The 15,979-nt window shown below is 42.7% G+C and carries 13 protein-coding genes; 4 read left to right on the top strand and 9 right to left on the bottom strand.

All coding sequences use genetic code 11. The features are described from left to right. The first annotated feature begins 113 nt into the window (after window positions 1-113). Window positions 114-809, top strand: a complete 696-nt coding sequence (locus AC1D0K_RS21995) for a DUF2461 domain-containing protein (protein WP_477398321.1) — start codon at window positions 114-116, stop codon at window positions 807-809. 5 nt (window positions 810-814) lie between these two features. On the opposite strand, the gene AC1D0K_RS21990 is transcribed toward AC1D0K_RS21995, so the two are convergent. Then, entirely contained in the window at window positions 815-1,435 is a 621-nt protein-coding gene (locus AC1D0K_RS21990) for a hypothetical protein (RefSeq protein ID WP_477398323.1), read from the bottom strand. Window positions 1,436-1,488: 53 nt separating this feature from the next. Between AC1D0K_RS21990 and AC1D0K_RS21985 the strand changes: the two genes are divergently transcribed. After that, window positions 1,489-1,797, top strand: coding sequence for a MoaF-related domain-containing protein (locus tag AC1D0K_RS21985; RefSeq protein WP_477398325.1), 309 nt, complete (start codon window positions 1,489-1,491; stop codon window positions 1,795-1,797). A 57-nt stretch (window positions 1,798-1,854) separates the two neighbouring features. Here AC1D0K_RS21985 and AC1D0K_RS21980 read toward each other — a convergent pair whose 3' ends face one another. From AC1D0K_RS21980 to AC1D0K_RS21970, 3 genes are all read right to left on the bottom strand, one after another. Beyond that, window positions 1,855-3,249, bottom strand: a complete 1,395-nt coding sequence (locus AC1D0K_RS21980; protein WP_477398327.1) for an FAD-binding oxidoreductase — start codon at window positions 3,247-3,249, stop codon at window positions 1,855-1,857. 100 nt (window positions 3,250-3,349) lie between these two features. Beyond that, window positions 3,350-4,354: a c-type cytochrome gene (locus AC1D0K_RS21975; RefSeq protein ID WP_477398329.1), complete on the bottom strand. Its 1,005-nt coding sequence runs from the start codon at window positions 4,352-4,354 to the stop codon at window positions 3,350-3,352. Between the two features lie 124 nt (window positions 4,355-4,478). Then, complete coding sequence (locus tag AC1D0K_RS21970) at window positions 4,479-5,177, bottom strand: hypothetical protein (RefSeq protein WP_477398331.1); 699 nt, start codon at window positions 5,175-5,177, stop codon at window positions 4,479-4,481. Window positions 5,178-5,581: 404 nt separating this feature from the next. On the opposite strand from AC1D0K_RS21970, the gene AC1D0K_RS21965 reads away from it, so the two are divergent. Next, entirely contained in the window at window positions 5,582-6,835 is a 1,254-nt protein-coding gene (locus AC1D0K_RS21965; RefSeq protein WP_477463100.1) for a CehA/McbA family metallohydrolase, read from the top strand. 298 nt (window positions 6,836-7,133) lie between these two features. Continuing rightward, on the top strand, window positions 7,134-7,592 hold the full coding sequence (locus AC1D0K_RS21960; RefSeq protein WP_477398335.1) for an organic hydroperoxide resistance protein: 459 nt from the start codon (window positions 7,134-7,136) through the stop codon (window positions 7,590-7,592). A gap of 147 nt (window positions 7,593-7,739) precedes the next feature. On the opposite strand, the gene AC1D0K_RS21955 is transcribed toward AC1D0K_RS21960, so the two are convergent. From AC1D0K_RS21955 to AC1D0K_RS21935, 5 genes are all read right to left on the bottom strand, one after another. Next, complete coding sequence (locus AC1D0K_RS21955; RefSeq protein ID WP_477463099.1) at window positions 7,740-9,578, bottom strand: right-handed parallel beta-helix repeat-containing protein; 1,839 nt, start codon at window positions 9,576-9,578, stop codon at window positions 7,740-7,742. Window positions 9,579-9,602: 24 nt separating this feature from the next. Further along, window positions 9,603-11,654: a hypothetical protein gene (locus tag AC1D0K_RS21950; protein ID WP_477443085.1), complete on the bottom strand. Its 2,052-nt coding sequence runs from the start codon at window positions 11,652-11,654 to the stop codon at window positions 9,603-9,605. A gap of 41 nt (window positions 11,655-11,695) precedes the next feature. Then, on the bottom strand, window positions 11,696-13,141 hold the full coding sequence (locus AC1D0K_RS21945) for a trehalase family glycosidase (RefSeq protein WP_477397271.1): 1,446 nt from the start codon (window positions 13,139-13,141) through the stop codon (window positions 11,696-11,698). Window positions 13,142-13,309: 168 nt separating this feature from the next. Next, on the bottom strand, window positions 13,310-14,908 hold the full coding sequence (locus tag AC1D0K_RS21940) for a solute:sodium symporter family transporter (protein WP_477397273.1): 1,599 nt from the start codon (window positions 14,906-14,908) through the stop codon (window positions 13,310-13,312). A 9-nt stretch (window positions 14,909-14,917) separates the two neighbouring features. Next, window positions 14,918-15,928 (bottom strand): winged helix-turn-helix domain-containing protein, encoded by a 1,011-nt coding sequence (locus tag AC1D0K_RS21935; RefSeq protein WP_477397275.1) that lies wholly within the window; start codon window positions 15,926-15,928, stop codon window positions 14,918-14,920. Between the last annotated feature and the right edge of the window lie 51 nt (window positions 15,929-15,979).

The raw sequence follows: 15,979 nt of genomic DNA, 5'->3' as shown, positions 1-15,979 counted from the left end.
CTCCTCTTGACAAGCGATTTCCCTGTTTATGACAAAACTTTGTTCCCTTATACTTTTTCTCACTTTATATTTGCGATGGCCATTATTTGCCTCATTTAGTTTCACGGTAAAACATGTTACAACAGCAACAACTCATTCCGGCTTCAAGCCTGGATTTTTTAAAAACATTAAAACAAAACAACAACCGGGAGTGGTTTAATACGCATAAAGAAGAATTTGCCGAACAACAATTGTTTATAGCGGATTTTGCCGATTTGTTGTTAGCGGAGCTGAATGTTCATGATGTGATAGAAACGCCATCGGGCAAAAAAAGCCTTTTCCGTATATACCGCGATTCGCGCTTCTCCCTCGATAAAACACCTTACAAAACTCATTGGAGCGGGCATTTTACCAGGGCTACCAGCAGGCGCAGGGGCGGTTACTATTTCCACATCGAATCGGGTAACAGCTATGTTGCAGGTGGTTTCAGGAACCCAAATCCGCAGGATCTGAAACGCATTCGCGACGATATAAGTTTTGACGACAAGCCATTGCGGGAGATTTTAAATAACGAACCCTTCCTGGCTACTTTTGGATATTTACATGGCGAAAAGTTAAAAACCGCTCCTAAAGGATTTAACATCAATGATAAGGCGATAGACCTGTTATGTTACAAACAGTTTGTCCTGATCAGGAGATTTTCGGACGAGCAGGTGCTATCCTCGTCTTTTTTAAAGGAAGTTGGCGAAACGTTCAGGAGCATGCGCCCGTTTTTTGATTATATGAGTGATGTTTTAACAGCCGATGTGAACGGAGAGGCCCAGTATTAAACCAATTATTTTATTTCTATAGCGATTTGTGGAGTGTAGCCTGCCTTGAAAGCATTGATAGTGGATTTTGGCGTAAGTAACGTTACTGCCGGAGATGATAGCAGGGGCTGGCCTGTTTCATAGCCATACGGCGTCCACAGAAAAATCTGGTTATGTATTAATAAGTACGGCTTGTTATTAAGTTGGATAAAGGTTCCGTCGGGGAGGTCTTCGCCTTTGGCCTCAAAGGTAACTTTGTTGCCTTGTTTGTCAATCCGTTCTGCATGCAGTACCTGGTCAATCTCCCGTATGGATGTTTTTTCGGTAAAGCCATATGCAGGATTGCCTTTGATCCAGCATAATTTAAATCGTTTATAATCTTCTCGACGGCATTCAGCGCAGGGGCGGTGGCCGGCAGCAAAAGCTGTAGCCTCATCTAAAAAGAACAGCTCTGTATAAAGGTTGGGTGACATTACCTGCCTGTGCCAGCCCTTAAACTGCAACAGGCAGGTGATCCAGGCTTGTAATTTAAAGGGCCGCAGTATCTCTTTGCCTTTGCCATGCAGCTGGCCACGGTTACCCATCCAGGCACCCCGTGCGCTGGTCCTGATGATATTCCCTTGCGGGTCGACCCGATTTTGAAGCATATTTAAAGATAGGGTTAAACTATTGGGCCGGCAAGGTGTTATCCCATAAAACGATGAGCAGCATTATCGGACACCAATTTTTAGTTGACTTTGGTATGGCCAAAGCAATATTGAATATACAGAGCGAAACTTCCCTAACCTTTACCATCACAGAACATGAGGGTAAACCGGTGAACAAAAGCGAAACTGTTGATATCAAATTAACTGAACTGAGGCCGCAACTTTGGCTGCTGACCTGGAAAGAAGTAAGCGGGAATACCGTTACCCAAATACAGGATCATGAAAATGGTAAAGTTTATATGAACTGGACCCATCCGGGCGGCAAGTTTATCAATACAACCGCGAGCATCAGGCCGGTTTAAGCCTCATCAGCTTGATTTTGCTTTAAAAAATCAAGCTGATGAGGAATTAAGATCATATCAATCTTCCTGTAAATGTAACGCGGGTTTTATGTTCTGATTTACTCTGAACAGGTTACCCGGATCATATTTTGTTTTGATGGCAGCCAGTTTTTCATAGTTATCGCCGTAAGTTGCTTTAATCCTGTCGTCACCTTCTTCCATCATGAAATTTACGTAGGCGCCGCCTGCAGAATAAGGATGCAGCGCTTCCCAGTAATCCCTTGCCCATTTAGTAATTTTTTCATCATTGGCCGGGTCTGGATCTATGCCTGCAATTACCATTGCCCATGTAGCGCCCCGATAATTCCAGGCGGTATCTTTGTTGCTTATTCTGGAAGCCGCGCCATTAATGGGGTATAGGTGCATGGTTGAAAGTAAGGTAGGCAATTGTGTTCCATACTTTAAATGCTGAGCAATAGCCTCATCGCCTAAATCATTTACAAAATCGGCTTTCCAATACCAGCTTAATCCTGGTGGCATCAGCGCATCAAACATGCTATTCAATGCAGGTACAGGCAAAGGGCCCACAAAATCAAGCGCCGGCTTTTTAAAATTGCGTATGGGCTCAAAAACCTTTTCGGCCTTTTCCATATCACCGCTATAGCACCAAACCACCCCGCACATGTTTTTTTTGTGCAAATGTTCTGGGAATGGCGGGCCGGGAGGCACGCACAAAAAAGCGAAGAACCCGTTAAGTTCATCGGGCGCATTTTTAATCAGGTCCTGGTACCATTTTAGCACCTCCTCAGTTTCGCCTGGTTCCCACAGCATGGGGCCGCCATAAACGGTGCTTAAAGGGTGCAGCCGGAACACAAAAGATGTAACTACACCAAAATTGCCGCCACCACCCCTAAGGGCCCAAAAAAGGTCATCGTTGGTTGTGGTATTTGCCTTTACAAAGCTTCCATCGGCCAATACTATATTGGCTTCAAGTAAATTATCAATGGCAAGGGCATAATGCCGCGTTAAGTGCCCAAGGCCTCCGCCCAAGGTTATGCCGCCAATGCCGGTGGTCGAAAAAATTCCGCTTGGGGTGGCCAGGCCAAATGCATGCGTTGCATGGTCAACATCGCCTAAGGTGCAGCCTGTTTCTACCCATGCCGTTTTTGCGGAGGGATCAACATGAATACCCTTCATTAATGATAAATCAATTACCAGGCCGTTGTCGCATACACCCAGGCCGCCGCCATTATGGCCGCCGCTTCGTACAGCGGTGAGCAGCTCATTTTCGCGAGCAAAATTTACGGCCGTAATTACATCGGCTACATCAACACATTTGGCTATCAATAAAGGGTGTTTGTCTATCATACCATTATACACTTTGCGTGCAGTATGATAATCGCTGTCATGTGGCTGAATCAGTTTCCCGCGCAGGGATTGCTTCAGTTGTATGATCTTGTCTTCAGATATCATAACTTTCTTTTTTAGTTGATAAAAAAATATTTAAATCGTTAATAGTCTTAACATGAAAATTTGGTTTGGCTCATAGTGGTACCCACGGTATCGGCAAAAATTATCTCTTATTAATTAGTGATCTATAATGTTCTTTTATAGCCGTATATGGGCCATATTTATGCTGATCTTTTGTAAACAAATCATCGGCGTATGGGCCAAATGGATAGTCATAAGGTTTGGTAACGAGATTTGGCCAGTCTTTGCTGATATTTTTAAAAGGATGGTATTGCGAATTAACGAAAGCCGCCACATCCCAGGCCTCTTCATTGGTAAGCTGCCTGTTTTGATAATCAACCCCAAACGGCATGTTGTTTTTTACAAAGCCGGCAAATTTTGAAATACCATATATACTGGCGCCTATATTATAGCTATGCGCACCCCAAAGCGGTGGATAAGTATATGATATCCCTGTTGCATTTAATACACCCGTTCCATTTTTGCCATGACAGGTTTGACATTTGGATGTGTATACTATCCGCCCGCCCGCTGTATCCGCTGCCCTGTTTAAAAAGGGCAACTCTTCAATCCCCGATCCGCCGGGCTTTGTGCCTTTTTTTACATTTTTGCCAATCCATTTAAGATAGGCTATAAAGGCTTTCATTTCCCGGCCATTGCTGTCGATCTTTTTACCATTCAGGCTTCGTTCAAAACAATCCTGAACTTTTTTTACTATTGTTTCAACGGAGCCGCTCCTGTCCTTAAATTTAGGATAGTCTGCTGCCGCTATTGAAAAGTTGTTTCCGAAAAGTTTTGTTCCTGCATTAAGATGGCAGTTCTGGCAATTCAATCCGTTGCTTTTATGGGCAATTATACCTTTTGGGCCAAAATAATAAGCGGTGTTTGTAATTAGCGAACGGCCATATTTTATCAGTTCGGCATTTTTAGCGTTTGTTAGTTCGGTGGTATCAGGAATAATCCATTGCGGATTGGCCAATCCAGCAGTTACAGCGGAAGGTGCGCTGTTGTTTACGGTATTATTTTTACCATTTGGCGAACATGCAACAATCACGTTCACCAAGGCTAATGCAATAGTGGCAAATATGCTATTTGAATTATAATGCATAGCTCATTTCACCTGTTAATATTAAATCATTAAACCACAGGGAGAGTTGGCAAGCCGGATATTTTAAAGAATAGACTCTTATTTTCCTTAGCAAGTTTCCGGCTTTATTAATTTGCATTACGGCTTAACTGGCAAAGCAATAAGAACACCCATGTTCCTGGGCGCGGCCCACTGCCCAAATGCCCGATGGTACTGGTTGCACGCCTGGTAATAAACCCGCCAGCCATTCCTTCTTAACAGCAGCGGCGTCTTGTTTGGTATTCTCGGCTACAACTGCGCTAAACACGGTTAGGGCTACATCGCAGCAGCAAAACATTACACCACTCGCTTGCAATTCATCTATCCCAATTTTTACCTCACCAAGGCCTGGCGCTTTAAAGGTGCCTGGTTTTGGTTGCCAAAAAGGATTTTGGGTTGCAGGGGTTTTGGCGACCTCATCATTGATCTTAAACATTTCGCCAAATTTGTATTTTTCCCAAAGCGGATTTCCCATTGCATAAGGGATCGCGTTGTGACGCAGGATCACTACCACTCCGCAATCTTTTTCGGGAGAGCCTGTTGCCGCGTTTGTAAGCAGGAACACCTTGGGCCATGCAAAGGGAAATATTTCATGCGGTTGCGTTACATCAAATACCATTCTGTGCTTCCCTTTTACTTTGTTGAACCAGGCATCGGCATCAGAAACATCAGGTAATGAAATGTCTGCAGCTACGGATTGTAATGGCGAGGAGATGATACCTGCACCTAACACGGCGGCACCGGTTGCAAATTGCTTTAAAAAAGTTCGGCGTTGATTTAGCTGGGGTTGATTGTCTTTTTTCATCGCGATAAAAATTTAATGTGATAAAATATCTGAGTATAAAAATCTTCTTAAATCCTTAATCAAAAATTTATTTAGGGTTTCGGCTTGAAAAAAAATGCTTATATAAAGTTATATATAACAAACTGATTTTAAAACCTTTAAAAAAAATAAGATTTTATATACTAAGAAAGTATGACCCCTTGCCTGAGTGTAATACCGTAAGGGATTTTTGATTGCCCCGATAAGAGAATTTTAAAAGATTTCCACCTGCAAAATACGTTTTGTGTTTTTTTGCGACAAAAGATTGTAGCATCTTTTTTACCTCATTTTACCCAAGTTAACTATTTGTTAATATCAACGAATGGATGAGTTACTTATCAAAAGGTACTTTTGGCGCTATAAAAAAAATGACTACAGGCTAATTTATGAAAATGATTTTAAACATTAAGAGGTTCAAAAATAACAGGGAAATGAATCCGTTCATGGGTTTTTTCTGTACCGTATTGCTGGTGATTATGACGGGGTGCATCAGTAACACTGCGCTGGGCCAGGCAAACCATAGCAATCCCTGGGCACCCACTGAAATCGGCGTGATGCCACCCATTGCTAGCATGACCAAAGGCGTATGGCTCAAGGGCGAACTTCACGTACACTCCAGGCACAGTACAGAATCTTCTAACAATCCCATCGCAAAAATTATCGCTTTTTCTAAATCGGTAGGCATGGATTATGTATGTATTACCGACCACGACAACCATGTGGATGGCGATGTAGCAAACCACACCTGGGCAGATCCCGAGTTTAAGTCAGACTCTGTTCTGCTTCTGTACGGCGCGGAATGGACAACTACCCGGGGCCACGGGAATGTGTTCTCGGCTAAACCATATGATCATCAGCGTTTATACGATGTACGTGATCAGCGCGATGTGGTGGTTGGGGCCGTGAAAAAAGGGCTTGGCATTCATTTGTCGGCCAATCACCCGAGTGGTAAAGACCATTTTGGATACTCTTATGATATGGTAGAATCGATTGAAGTATGGAATTCTGCAGTTTGGCCTAAAAATGCCAATGCGATTATGATTTGGGATGATATGCTTTCATCAGGTCGTAAGCTAACCGGTAGAGGTGGAAGCGACGCGCACCATGGCGTTCCGGATTCGCCCGATAAGGCAACTAAAAACAGTTACCAGGCAAAGGTCAACTATGTAGGTACTCCCACAACATGGGTATTCGCCACAGCTCGGACATCGCAGGCGGTTGTTGACGCCCTTACGAACGGGCGGGTTGCCATTAGCGCAAATCCGTATGCGCCTCGCGTTGAATTTTATGCCGACCTTAATCAGGATGGTAAGATGGATATGATGATGGGCGACAATGCCAAGTCGACCGGTAAATCTGTTAAGTTCCGGGTTCAGCTCACAGGGAATACTTTACCGGCAGCAACCTATACAATCAACGTGATAAAGAACGGTAACAAGTTAGGTAGCTACCAGGCAACAGGTAAAATACCCATGATTGAGTTTAACGATACTCCTGTAACCATTGGTCGCACCTATTACCGTGTGGAGGTTGAGGGCCCACAAACGGACTATCCGCAGGTACCCCAATCAATGGCGCTGAGTGGAAACATGGTTGGATTATCGAATCCGATCTACTTCAATTTCGACCCGAATTTTTAATCGAGGCAGATAAAAAATCCATTGAAAACAGGTGTTGTATCATGGGCCGACAAAGCTGATGATACAACACCTGTTTTGTTATAATTAGCTTTTTCTTGTTTTTAAATTATCCGGGGCTCATTTGTTTTATGTGGGTAATGAAGTATACTCTTCGCCGCGTGGAAACTAAAAAGATTTCAAGGTTGAAAATGACTAATTCAAGATCAAGTTAGTCCATTTAAGGCATTTGTTGATTGATTGCAGGGCGTTGTTGGGGTACTTTTGACTCAACAAATCAAAACAATTTAAAAATAAAACAATGGACACTAACAAAATCGGAGCTACATCAGAAAATGGCACTGCTCAAGAAGTAAAAGTATTATACACAGGTAAAACACATACAACAGGTGGTCGTGACGGCGGTTCTTCCCGCAGTTCAGATGGCCATTTGGATATTAAACATTCAATTCCGGGTTCTGAAGGCACAGGCACCAATCCTGAGCAGCTGTTTGCCGCTGGCTGGTCGGCTTGTTTTATTGGTGCAATGAAAAAAGCTGCCAGCACAATGAAGGTTAGGATACCTCAGGATGTGGCCGTTGACGCCGAAATAGACCTGCTTTTAAATGATGGTGCATATTCTCTTGGGGCTCGCCTTAATGTAAGCTTGCCAGGTTTAGAACGCGAAGTTGCCCAGGCTTTGGCAGACGCAGCACACCAAACCTGTCCGTACTCTAAAGCCACTCGTGGCAATATCGACGTTGAAATCAACGTGATCTAAGCCAAACTCTTTTACAGAACTGTCCTGCCCATGTTTACCGGGCAGGATAGTTCTTTTTTTATGTCAAAATATTCCCTGGTAAATATCCACTCCTCATCATTAAAGGGGGAGTTATAATCGGCCCCAGGAAGCCAAACTGGCTTTAACCTATTTCTTCAGGATGCTATTGCCGTAGAGCTTAACATTCGTGCAATTCTTCCATATTAACAGTTTATCAATACTGGCGTTTGAATGAATTACATTGTTGAAAAAGCTAATGTTTGATGCGTTTTCAGCGCTTAACAGGCTTGCAGTTGTCAACAGGAAACGGTTGTTATAAATGGCAATGTTTTTATGCACTGCACCCTGATCACTTTTGTTTTCTGGATGGATACTGATAACGGGTTCCCCGGAGCTGATAAATGTGTTTTTACGGATGGTCAAGTCTCTTACCATACCAGATTCATACCAGCTGCTGGCATCATCTTCAACCAGGATACTGCTTGAATTAACGTTTTTAAAGGTGCATTTTTCAATAATAGCTTTTCTACGGGTGGTAACTAAAATCCCCCTTGTCGGTATGCTGGTTATTATTGTATTTTGAATTAATAGTTTAGGGGTCCAGGAAATGTTTTCAACTACATCCCCATTAGTAACAGCTGGGACTGATTTTTGAAGAGTTAACAATATAGTTTTATCATCTATTTTCTTTTGGGCAGTGATCAGGTTGTTACCAAATGGCAGCAAGCTTGCAGGATGTATAAAATCTACGCTATCTCCCGCTTTAAACGCGTCAAAGCCATAGGTTTGATCATGCATAAATCTAACTATAACCTGATTAGGCGACGGTTTTTCTACAATTTTTAAAAACGTTCCGTGCACGTTGACGGCATCATCGTTAGCGGCAGATAAATAGCTGTGGTTAATTTTGATAGTGCCCCGGCAGCCCGAGAAATGTAATATATCAGCCCAGGCAGAACAGGTTCTGCCTGAATTTGGCGCGGGTTTTACCGTTAGGGAATCTATACTGATGTTATTGCAATATTGACTCACCACGCCCATTCCGTGCATAAAATAGATGTGCATGTTTTTCAGCGTTATGTTTTTGCTCCGCTGTAAAAAAATGCCTGCACAATCTCTTATTACATCCCGGGTTTGATAGATCATACCTTTTTTAAAGCCGGGATTATGTGTAAAATATGCTTTCAGAACACTATCATGCTGAACAAATTTTACGTTGCCCATGCTCAAATCCACCCTGGATACGTTACCAGTTTCAGGGTTAAATTCCTGCCAGTACCAGCCTGTTTTGTAGCGCCAGCCTTCACCTTCCCAGGTTAGCACACTGTCCTGTATGGTGTATTTTGAATCCTGGTGAACTTTAAGATCAGCATAATTTTGAGCTACAGTCATAACCTGGAGCTCTGAAACAGTGGGGCGCTTATAATCAAAACTCATGCCCTCCATGCTGATGTTCTGGCATCTGTCAACACAGGTTTCAATCATTTTACCTCTTAAAACAAACTGCGCGCCGCGGGCGGTTAACTTTATATATTTTGAATCAACAAAGTATAAAGCAATTGCTTTTAAGGCTAATGGGGTATCGTTGGTATTAGAAATATTAAAACGTGTTTTAAAAGCGCTGTCGGGGTAAAAGTCATACCGGCCCGGCGCAAAATTTATAGAAACCGACGACGCCTGATTGCCATGGGCCATCATCACCAGGGATTGATCCAGCCTTCCAGGTGCGATAACCATTAATTTATCGCCGGCTGCAAAAATTAGTTGATTGGCTTTCCTGAAGCTTTTCCAGGGGTGCTTTACAGATGTACCGCTGTTTTGGTCATTGCCCTTATTGGGATCAATAAAATAGGTGGTTTTACCCGGCGAATGTCGGCGGTTGTTATAAGATGGATATAAGGCGTTAAACTGGGCATGAAGCTGGTTGGGAAAGCTTTCCAACAACAGCATTAACAACAAAAAGCAAGTATATTTATTCCTATTCATCGGCACAAACATGCAAAAACAATTTTATAGTTGAACATGCGCGGTCGCTCCATTTTGAATGATATAGGTGTGTTTATCTTTTCCTTTATCGATGCTTATGGCAATTTTACCATTGGCTTGCCTGGAGATCTTTAAATCAAATACCGTCCCGAAAGAGTGGATATTATTTAAAGCCATATGCTGCCATCCATTGGGCAATCTTGGGGTACAATTGAAACGGTTAAAGCCCGTTGGTCTTATCCCAAACAAACCTTCTGTAAATATCCTGCAGTATAAACCGCTTTCGGCCGATAGATGCCTTTGGTTGCCTTCTGGGTAGGCTTCCACAGGGTAGGGTACGTGCTCGCCCAAAAGCCTGCGGCGCGAGTAGTAACGCAAAAAAGTTAGTGCTTTTTCGGTTTCGCCGGCTTGCAGCACCCCGCGAAGGGCATACAAGGTTGAACGATCCCAGAAAGTATCCTGCCCTTCTGCAGTAGCCAGGCCGTCCGCCGTCCATAGCTGTGGCGAAAATAGGGCGTCAATGGTGCCTTTGCTCCGGTCGAAAATTCCCATCGTTAATGGCATACAGATCCAGGCCCTTAAAACGATATTGGTTTCATAATATTTGTAGGTATGGAAGCCATCAACAGTTGCTCCAAAATACTTTTCAATGTTTATTTTAAGTTGCCCAGCCTCCCGGTTGTACTGATTGGTTAGCTTATCTGCCACATGAAGTTGTTTGCCAAGTAAAGCTGCAGAAATCAAAGCATCATAATACAGGCAATTTGTGGAGAGGTTAGCCTTACCTGCCGGAAAACGACCTTCCAGTTCATCTGCATCTGATGTTACTACACCTTGTTGGTTGATATGCCTGCGGCTGTATTCCAGGCACCAGGTTATCAGTGGCCATAGCTTACGGGCAGAGTCGGCGTTGCCATAGGTAAGCGCGTACCTTGATGCCCCATAAGCAATCATGGCCTGGTCACCCCGGTCGCCGGCACCATTCCAGGTGGCATCACCTTCGGCAACTATGGAGCTGGGTATTGGCTTATATTGCGGATTCATGTACTGCGCAAACAGCCGGTAACAATTCATGGCAGATAAATTACCTATGCTATCGCCCGAAAAAGCAAAATACGGGCTAACATATTCGGCCTGGTCATTTGCCCAGATAGCGGCGTAATATGACAAGCCTCCCGGGCCATGCATATACCCATTCTTTGTTTTAAAGATGCTTTCTGTCGCCCGTATTTTGGCAAATGCAAATTCAGTATTTAAAATACTGTCTGGCGTTTCTAATTGCAACGGACTTAAAATTTCCGCGATGCGTTTTTCCCTGGCTTTTTCTTCTGCCGATGGATCAACCGGGCGTAAAGCAGCAGGATGGTCGGTTGCCAGGTAACATATTGAAAAGTAAGTAGTTTGACCAGGCTGCAATACACGGTTACCTGCATTAACAGACTCCATAATCACCGTATGGGCTGATGATTTACTGGCAGTAGAGTCTGTTGTTATCTCCCGTTTTAATTTTTCCATTGATACGGTTACCGGCTTATTGCTGGTGTTAGTCAGCTTAAACTTTTCGATGGCTAAAGGTTTATCTATCGAAGGGAACAAGCTCCGTTCAACATCAACCATGCCGATGCTGCCTGCCAGGGCGGAGATGCGCATAATGCCATGCTGGCTAATACTGCTAACCTTTAGAGGGATATCGCCGGCTTCCTGTGTATTGTTGATTTTTAGCAGTTTATGATCGATATAGATCCGGGGTAATTCATTATCCTGGAATGTATAAGCTATGTGGCTGCGCGTATCATCAGGCAACATCCTAAAGGTTGGGAAAACTACGGTACGGGTAATTTTAGCTACGCCGGTTGCATCTACACTGTAGCCAACCCAAAGCGAAATCTTTTCGCCCGACATTTCGATATGATCAGCATGCGGAAGCCTGTCAGTTATTTTCCAGGCTATGCCGCCATCCTGTTGAATGGCCCACCTGTTATTTTGTACGGGCAGGTTTTTTTGCTGTGCATGAATTGTTAAATGGGTGGATAAGATAATTAACGTTGAAAAAAAATAGTTTTTATTAACTCTCATAAATGTTGGCGAAGTACTTGTAATGATGTTTTGTGATAGGGTTAATACATTTTAACATTTGCTTGTTGACCAGGCTTCACCATTGTTTCCACAAAGGATATCATTCTGTTTTGATCATCCTTGCCTTTTCTTATGTTAACAGCATTTCCATTAATATTTGCCCGTTTAAATGTACCGTAAAACATCGCTTTCCATTTAAATGACTGCTTTCCTGTATTACTTATCATTGATTGTTGTGGGCTCAGGTGGGCCAGGTTAACTGTAGTATTTAAAAGTGATAGCTGATCAATAGCGGCATTTCCAGTACCATTTGTTTTATAAATGGTGCCTAATATTTTGGTCCGCGCATCGGGTGTTATACCCATCAGGCCCTGTACAACGCCTTCTATTATTCCGTAGGATACTTCGGGATATTCACGCCTTGCGGTAGATGGATCTGACAGGAATAAGATGTATTCCCTCGCTTTTTCCCATTCGCCAAATTTGTAAAGCAGGAAAGGGTAATAAGACATGTTCTCAACGTTCCATTTAGAAGCTGCAACACGTTTCACCGTTTTATTTGTCCTTACAGTATCCTTCAAAGCATCAAACCAAAGCAAGAAGGTTTCTCCTTCTTGCATCCCAAATTGGTTGTTATTACTGTAATAGGTATAATACTGATTGTCTTTTTCGTTCCACCAGTCGGCCTCCAGGCGTTTCCTGTATTGTTGTGCCTTTTGCGCGTAAATTGCGGCTTCCTTATAGTTCCCTTTTCTTGTCAGGATCTCCGAATAGGTGAGCATTCCCCTGTATAAAGCGGCAACCAGGTCGGCACCGGTCTTCAGGTTATGGACACCTTCGGAGTAAGAAGGTAAGCCGCGGCATCTGTGGAAGGAATCATTTTCATTATAAGGTACCGGCGCATTAGGGTGGGCGGGTCTTTTAAGTAAGGAATCTGCCGAAAGTACCCAGGTTTTTATGTATTCATTTACCGTTTTTTGCTGAAAGTTGACAAAAGCAGGCGCATCCACATAATGGCTATCACCGGTCCACAGGTACATTCTCCAGCTTGCATATAAAATATCGAAATTGGCGGGCAGGTTATACCAAAATTCCTTATCGTTCCGGTAATCATCTGGTGCTGGCTTTGCCCATTTGTTGATCTCCCAATAAGAACAACAATCCTTTGATTGGGAAATGTTTTGGGCAAAAAGGTTAAACATGTTGGTGTTTTCACGGCTCAAGCCCAATATTTCGGCACCTATACACTGATGGGATACATCGCGCATACAAAATGCAGATCTTGGCGGAAGGGCGGATTCATACCATGGGCCAACAGGATCAGTATCAGATCCCTTATAATGGAGGGCCGTTTCTTTGGCCCAGTTAAAAGCTTTTTCCAATTCCTTATCAGAGGAGCTGAAAACTACGCCTTTTTTCTGCGCAAGGGCAGTTGAGCACGTAAATAAAAATAGGAGTAAAGCCGCTTTGTATTTAAGCAAAATCATATGGTATAAATTAAAAATCTTAGTTATCCAGGTTTATAATGAAAATTGGAATATCAGTTTGAACGTAAATGATCAGTAATTGACCATATGATAAAACTTAATCTGTTTGGAAAAAGTTCTATTCTGTTCTATTCTATAAAATTATTAAATATTTTTTTGGTAGCAAATTTATTTTGACAGAATTAGTGGCGAGAACAAAATAAACAGCATAATCATCAGTATAAGCAATATGCCGGTATAATAATGACGGTTTTTCCATGGCCTTATATCTACTATATTATTCAGCTTTAGGGTATAGGGAACCGGCATAGGATATACTTTACCAATGAGGAGCATAATACCACAGGTAACCACAAATAAAATGGCCAGGATGTGCAGGAAATGGATATGCGTATCAACAACTAACTGGGTAAGGGCGTAGCATGCAATAAAAAAGATTAAACCGATTTTAGCCGCAATTGCCGGTACCTTTTTGGTAACAAAGCCCATGAACATAATAGTAAATATGGGTACATTAAAGAAACCGTTAACGATCTGTACATAAGTATAGAAACCATTTTTAACAAAGATGATCAATGGTGCAATGAACATGGCGGCAAGGCATACTGCAATTTCAAATTGCTTGGCAGTTCTTAATAGTTTCTTTTCCGTAACCTGCTTTGACCGTTTTTGTAACCAGGGCTTATAGATATTCAACATGAATAGTGTGCTGGAACTATTAAGGCCGGCATTGAAAGTGGTAAGGGCGGCAACAAAAATTACCGCGGCAATAAAACCTGCGATAAATGGGGGAGATACCAGGCTATCCAGTCTCGGGAATACCTCGGCGGTGTTATGCATTTTTGAAAAAATATGCACCGCGATAATACCCGGTATATTTAAAAGCAAAGGAGATATTAATTTCCCCAAACAGGCTACCGCTAAACCTTTTTGAGATGTTTTCAAGTCTTTTGAAGCCAGTACCTGCTGAATGATATACTGTTCGGTACCCCAGTAATACAGGTTAACCAGCAGCATGCCCGTGAACAGGGTGCCAAAGGGAATAGCGTCAGCAGATGAGCCTATACTATTCAGATGCTCCTTATGTACGGTAAGTAATTGATGGAAACCCGCCTGCATACTGCCATGGCCTATATATTTTAATCCAAAGAAGGGTAGGAGGATTCCGCCAGCAAAAAAGCCAATGCCAAGCAGGATATCCAGTACGGTTATGGCTTTCAATCCGCCAATCATAGAAAACAGGCAGCCGATAGTACCCATGATCCATACCAGGATCAGGATGACGGTCCAATACTCTATTTTCCACACATCCGAAAAATGAAACAGGCCGTTAAATGCAATAGCCCCCGCGTACAATACAGATGGAAGCAGGTTGAATATATAGCTGATTAAAAATATAACAGAAACTAATTTGCCTACACCCGCACTGTACCTTGCGGTCAAAAAATCGGGCGTGGTTGCTATCCCCATTTTAAGATACAGCGGCATAATGAACTCCGATACCAGTAACATAGCCAATACAGAAGTTACTCCCCAGGCCATCACGGTCATGTTATTGGTGTAGGTGAGTTCGTTTTCACCAATGATGGAGGCTGTGTTGATATTGGTGAATAGTAAGCCACCACCTACCAGTAAAAAGCCCAGGCTTCTGTTGGCAAAAAACAGCCCATTTAAGCCATTGACCTTGCTTTTGCCGGATTTGTACCACAATGTACACGCTACTATCCCGGCAAAAAAAAGAAAGCCAATGATCATCGTGGGATTCATAGGTAATGCCTAAAGCGTTAGCCTGTCAAATAATATCATAGGGACGGTTAGTTGTATCTTTTCTTTAGATAAAACAACTTCACCCGCTATTTTTCCCATGTTTGAAAAGTCGGCTGAAAAGGTAGTAATGCCGATGATCTCTTTAGCCGGTTCATCATTGTGCGATAAAACGCCCAGATCTTTCCCTGGTTTGAGTTTTTGAGTTTTGCAATCACGCATGATCTGCCACAGCGCAAAGTTGTCCAGCGTAAAATACACCTTCCCTTTTTCAACGGAGCCTGGCTGATATTCTTCTTCAATCCGGCCTTTGATGTTAAAATCTGTCAGGAATTTTTTGAATGATTGAACAATCTCCTTTGGATCTAAGGAGTTTTGGGAATGGTAAAATATAAACTCATCAAACTGACTTATTTTCGGGGCCAGCTTTGAAAAAATATCATAAGAGGTTTGGCCAAACTCCTGGGTGATGTGGTTAAATTCACCATCCAGCTGTTCGTAACGGTCAAACATCAGGAATTTATTACGCGGAATATTTTCTAACAGTTCTTTAGTTTTGGGGTGGGGTATAGGCGCCACCACATACATACCGTATTTGCCTTTAATCTGGAGCAGGATAGTTTCAAAAATCTCAATATTTCCGTGGTGAAAATAAGTGGTTAGCTGTACATTATGGCCCAGTTCATGCCTGAAATTGCGGTAAAACTGCTCCTCAAAGGTATCGAGGTTATACATCAGCAAGGCCACGTTTAATGTTTGCCCGGTATTGCCGTTGCCTACAAAATAACCCAAACGGTTCTTAGCTTCTACAATTCCGCGACTGATGAGGTCCTTGTAGCCTTTAACAATGGTTTCCCTTGAAAAACCAAGCTCTTTGATTAATTTATTTACCGATGGCAGCATTTCGTCCTGACCGATTATTTTTTCGTCGATAGAATTGATAATTCCCTGAACAAACCGGTCATGCTTTGAATAAGATGGGATTTCTGCCAGCTTTCTTATTTCCTCAAAAATTCTGTCCATTAAATACGTGTAGTTTTTAGCCAAAGTAAGAAAAAAAAGGCAGCATGGTAG

It is taken from the genome of Mucilaginibacter sp. P1_A3 (genome assembly GCF_056406855.1).
Note: the sequence above shows the minus strand (reverse complement) of the source record. Positions and strands in the feature narration are given on the sequence as shown.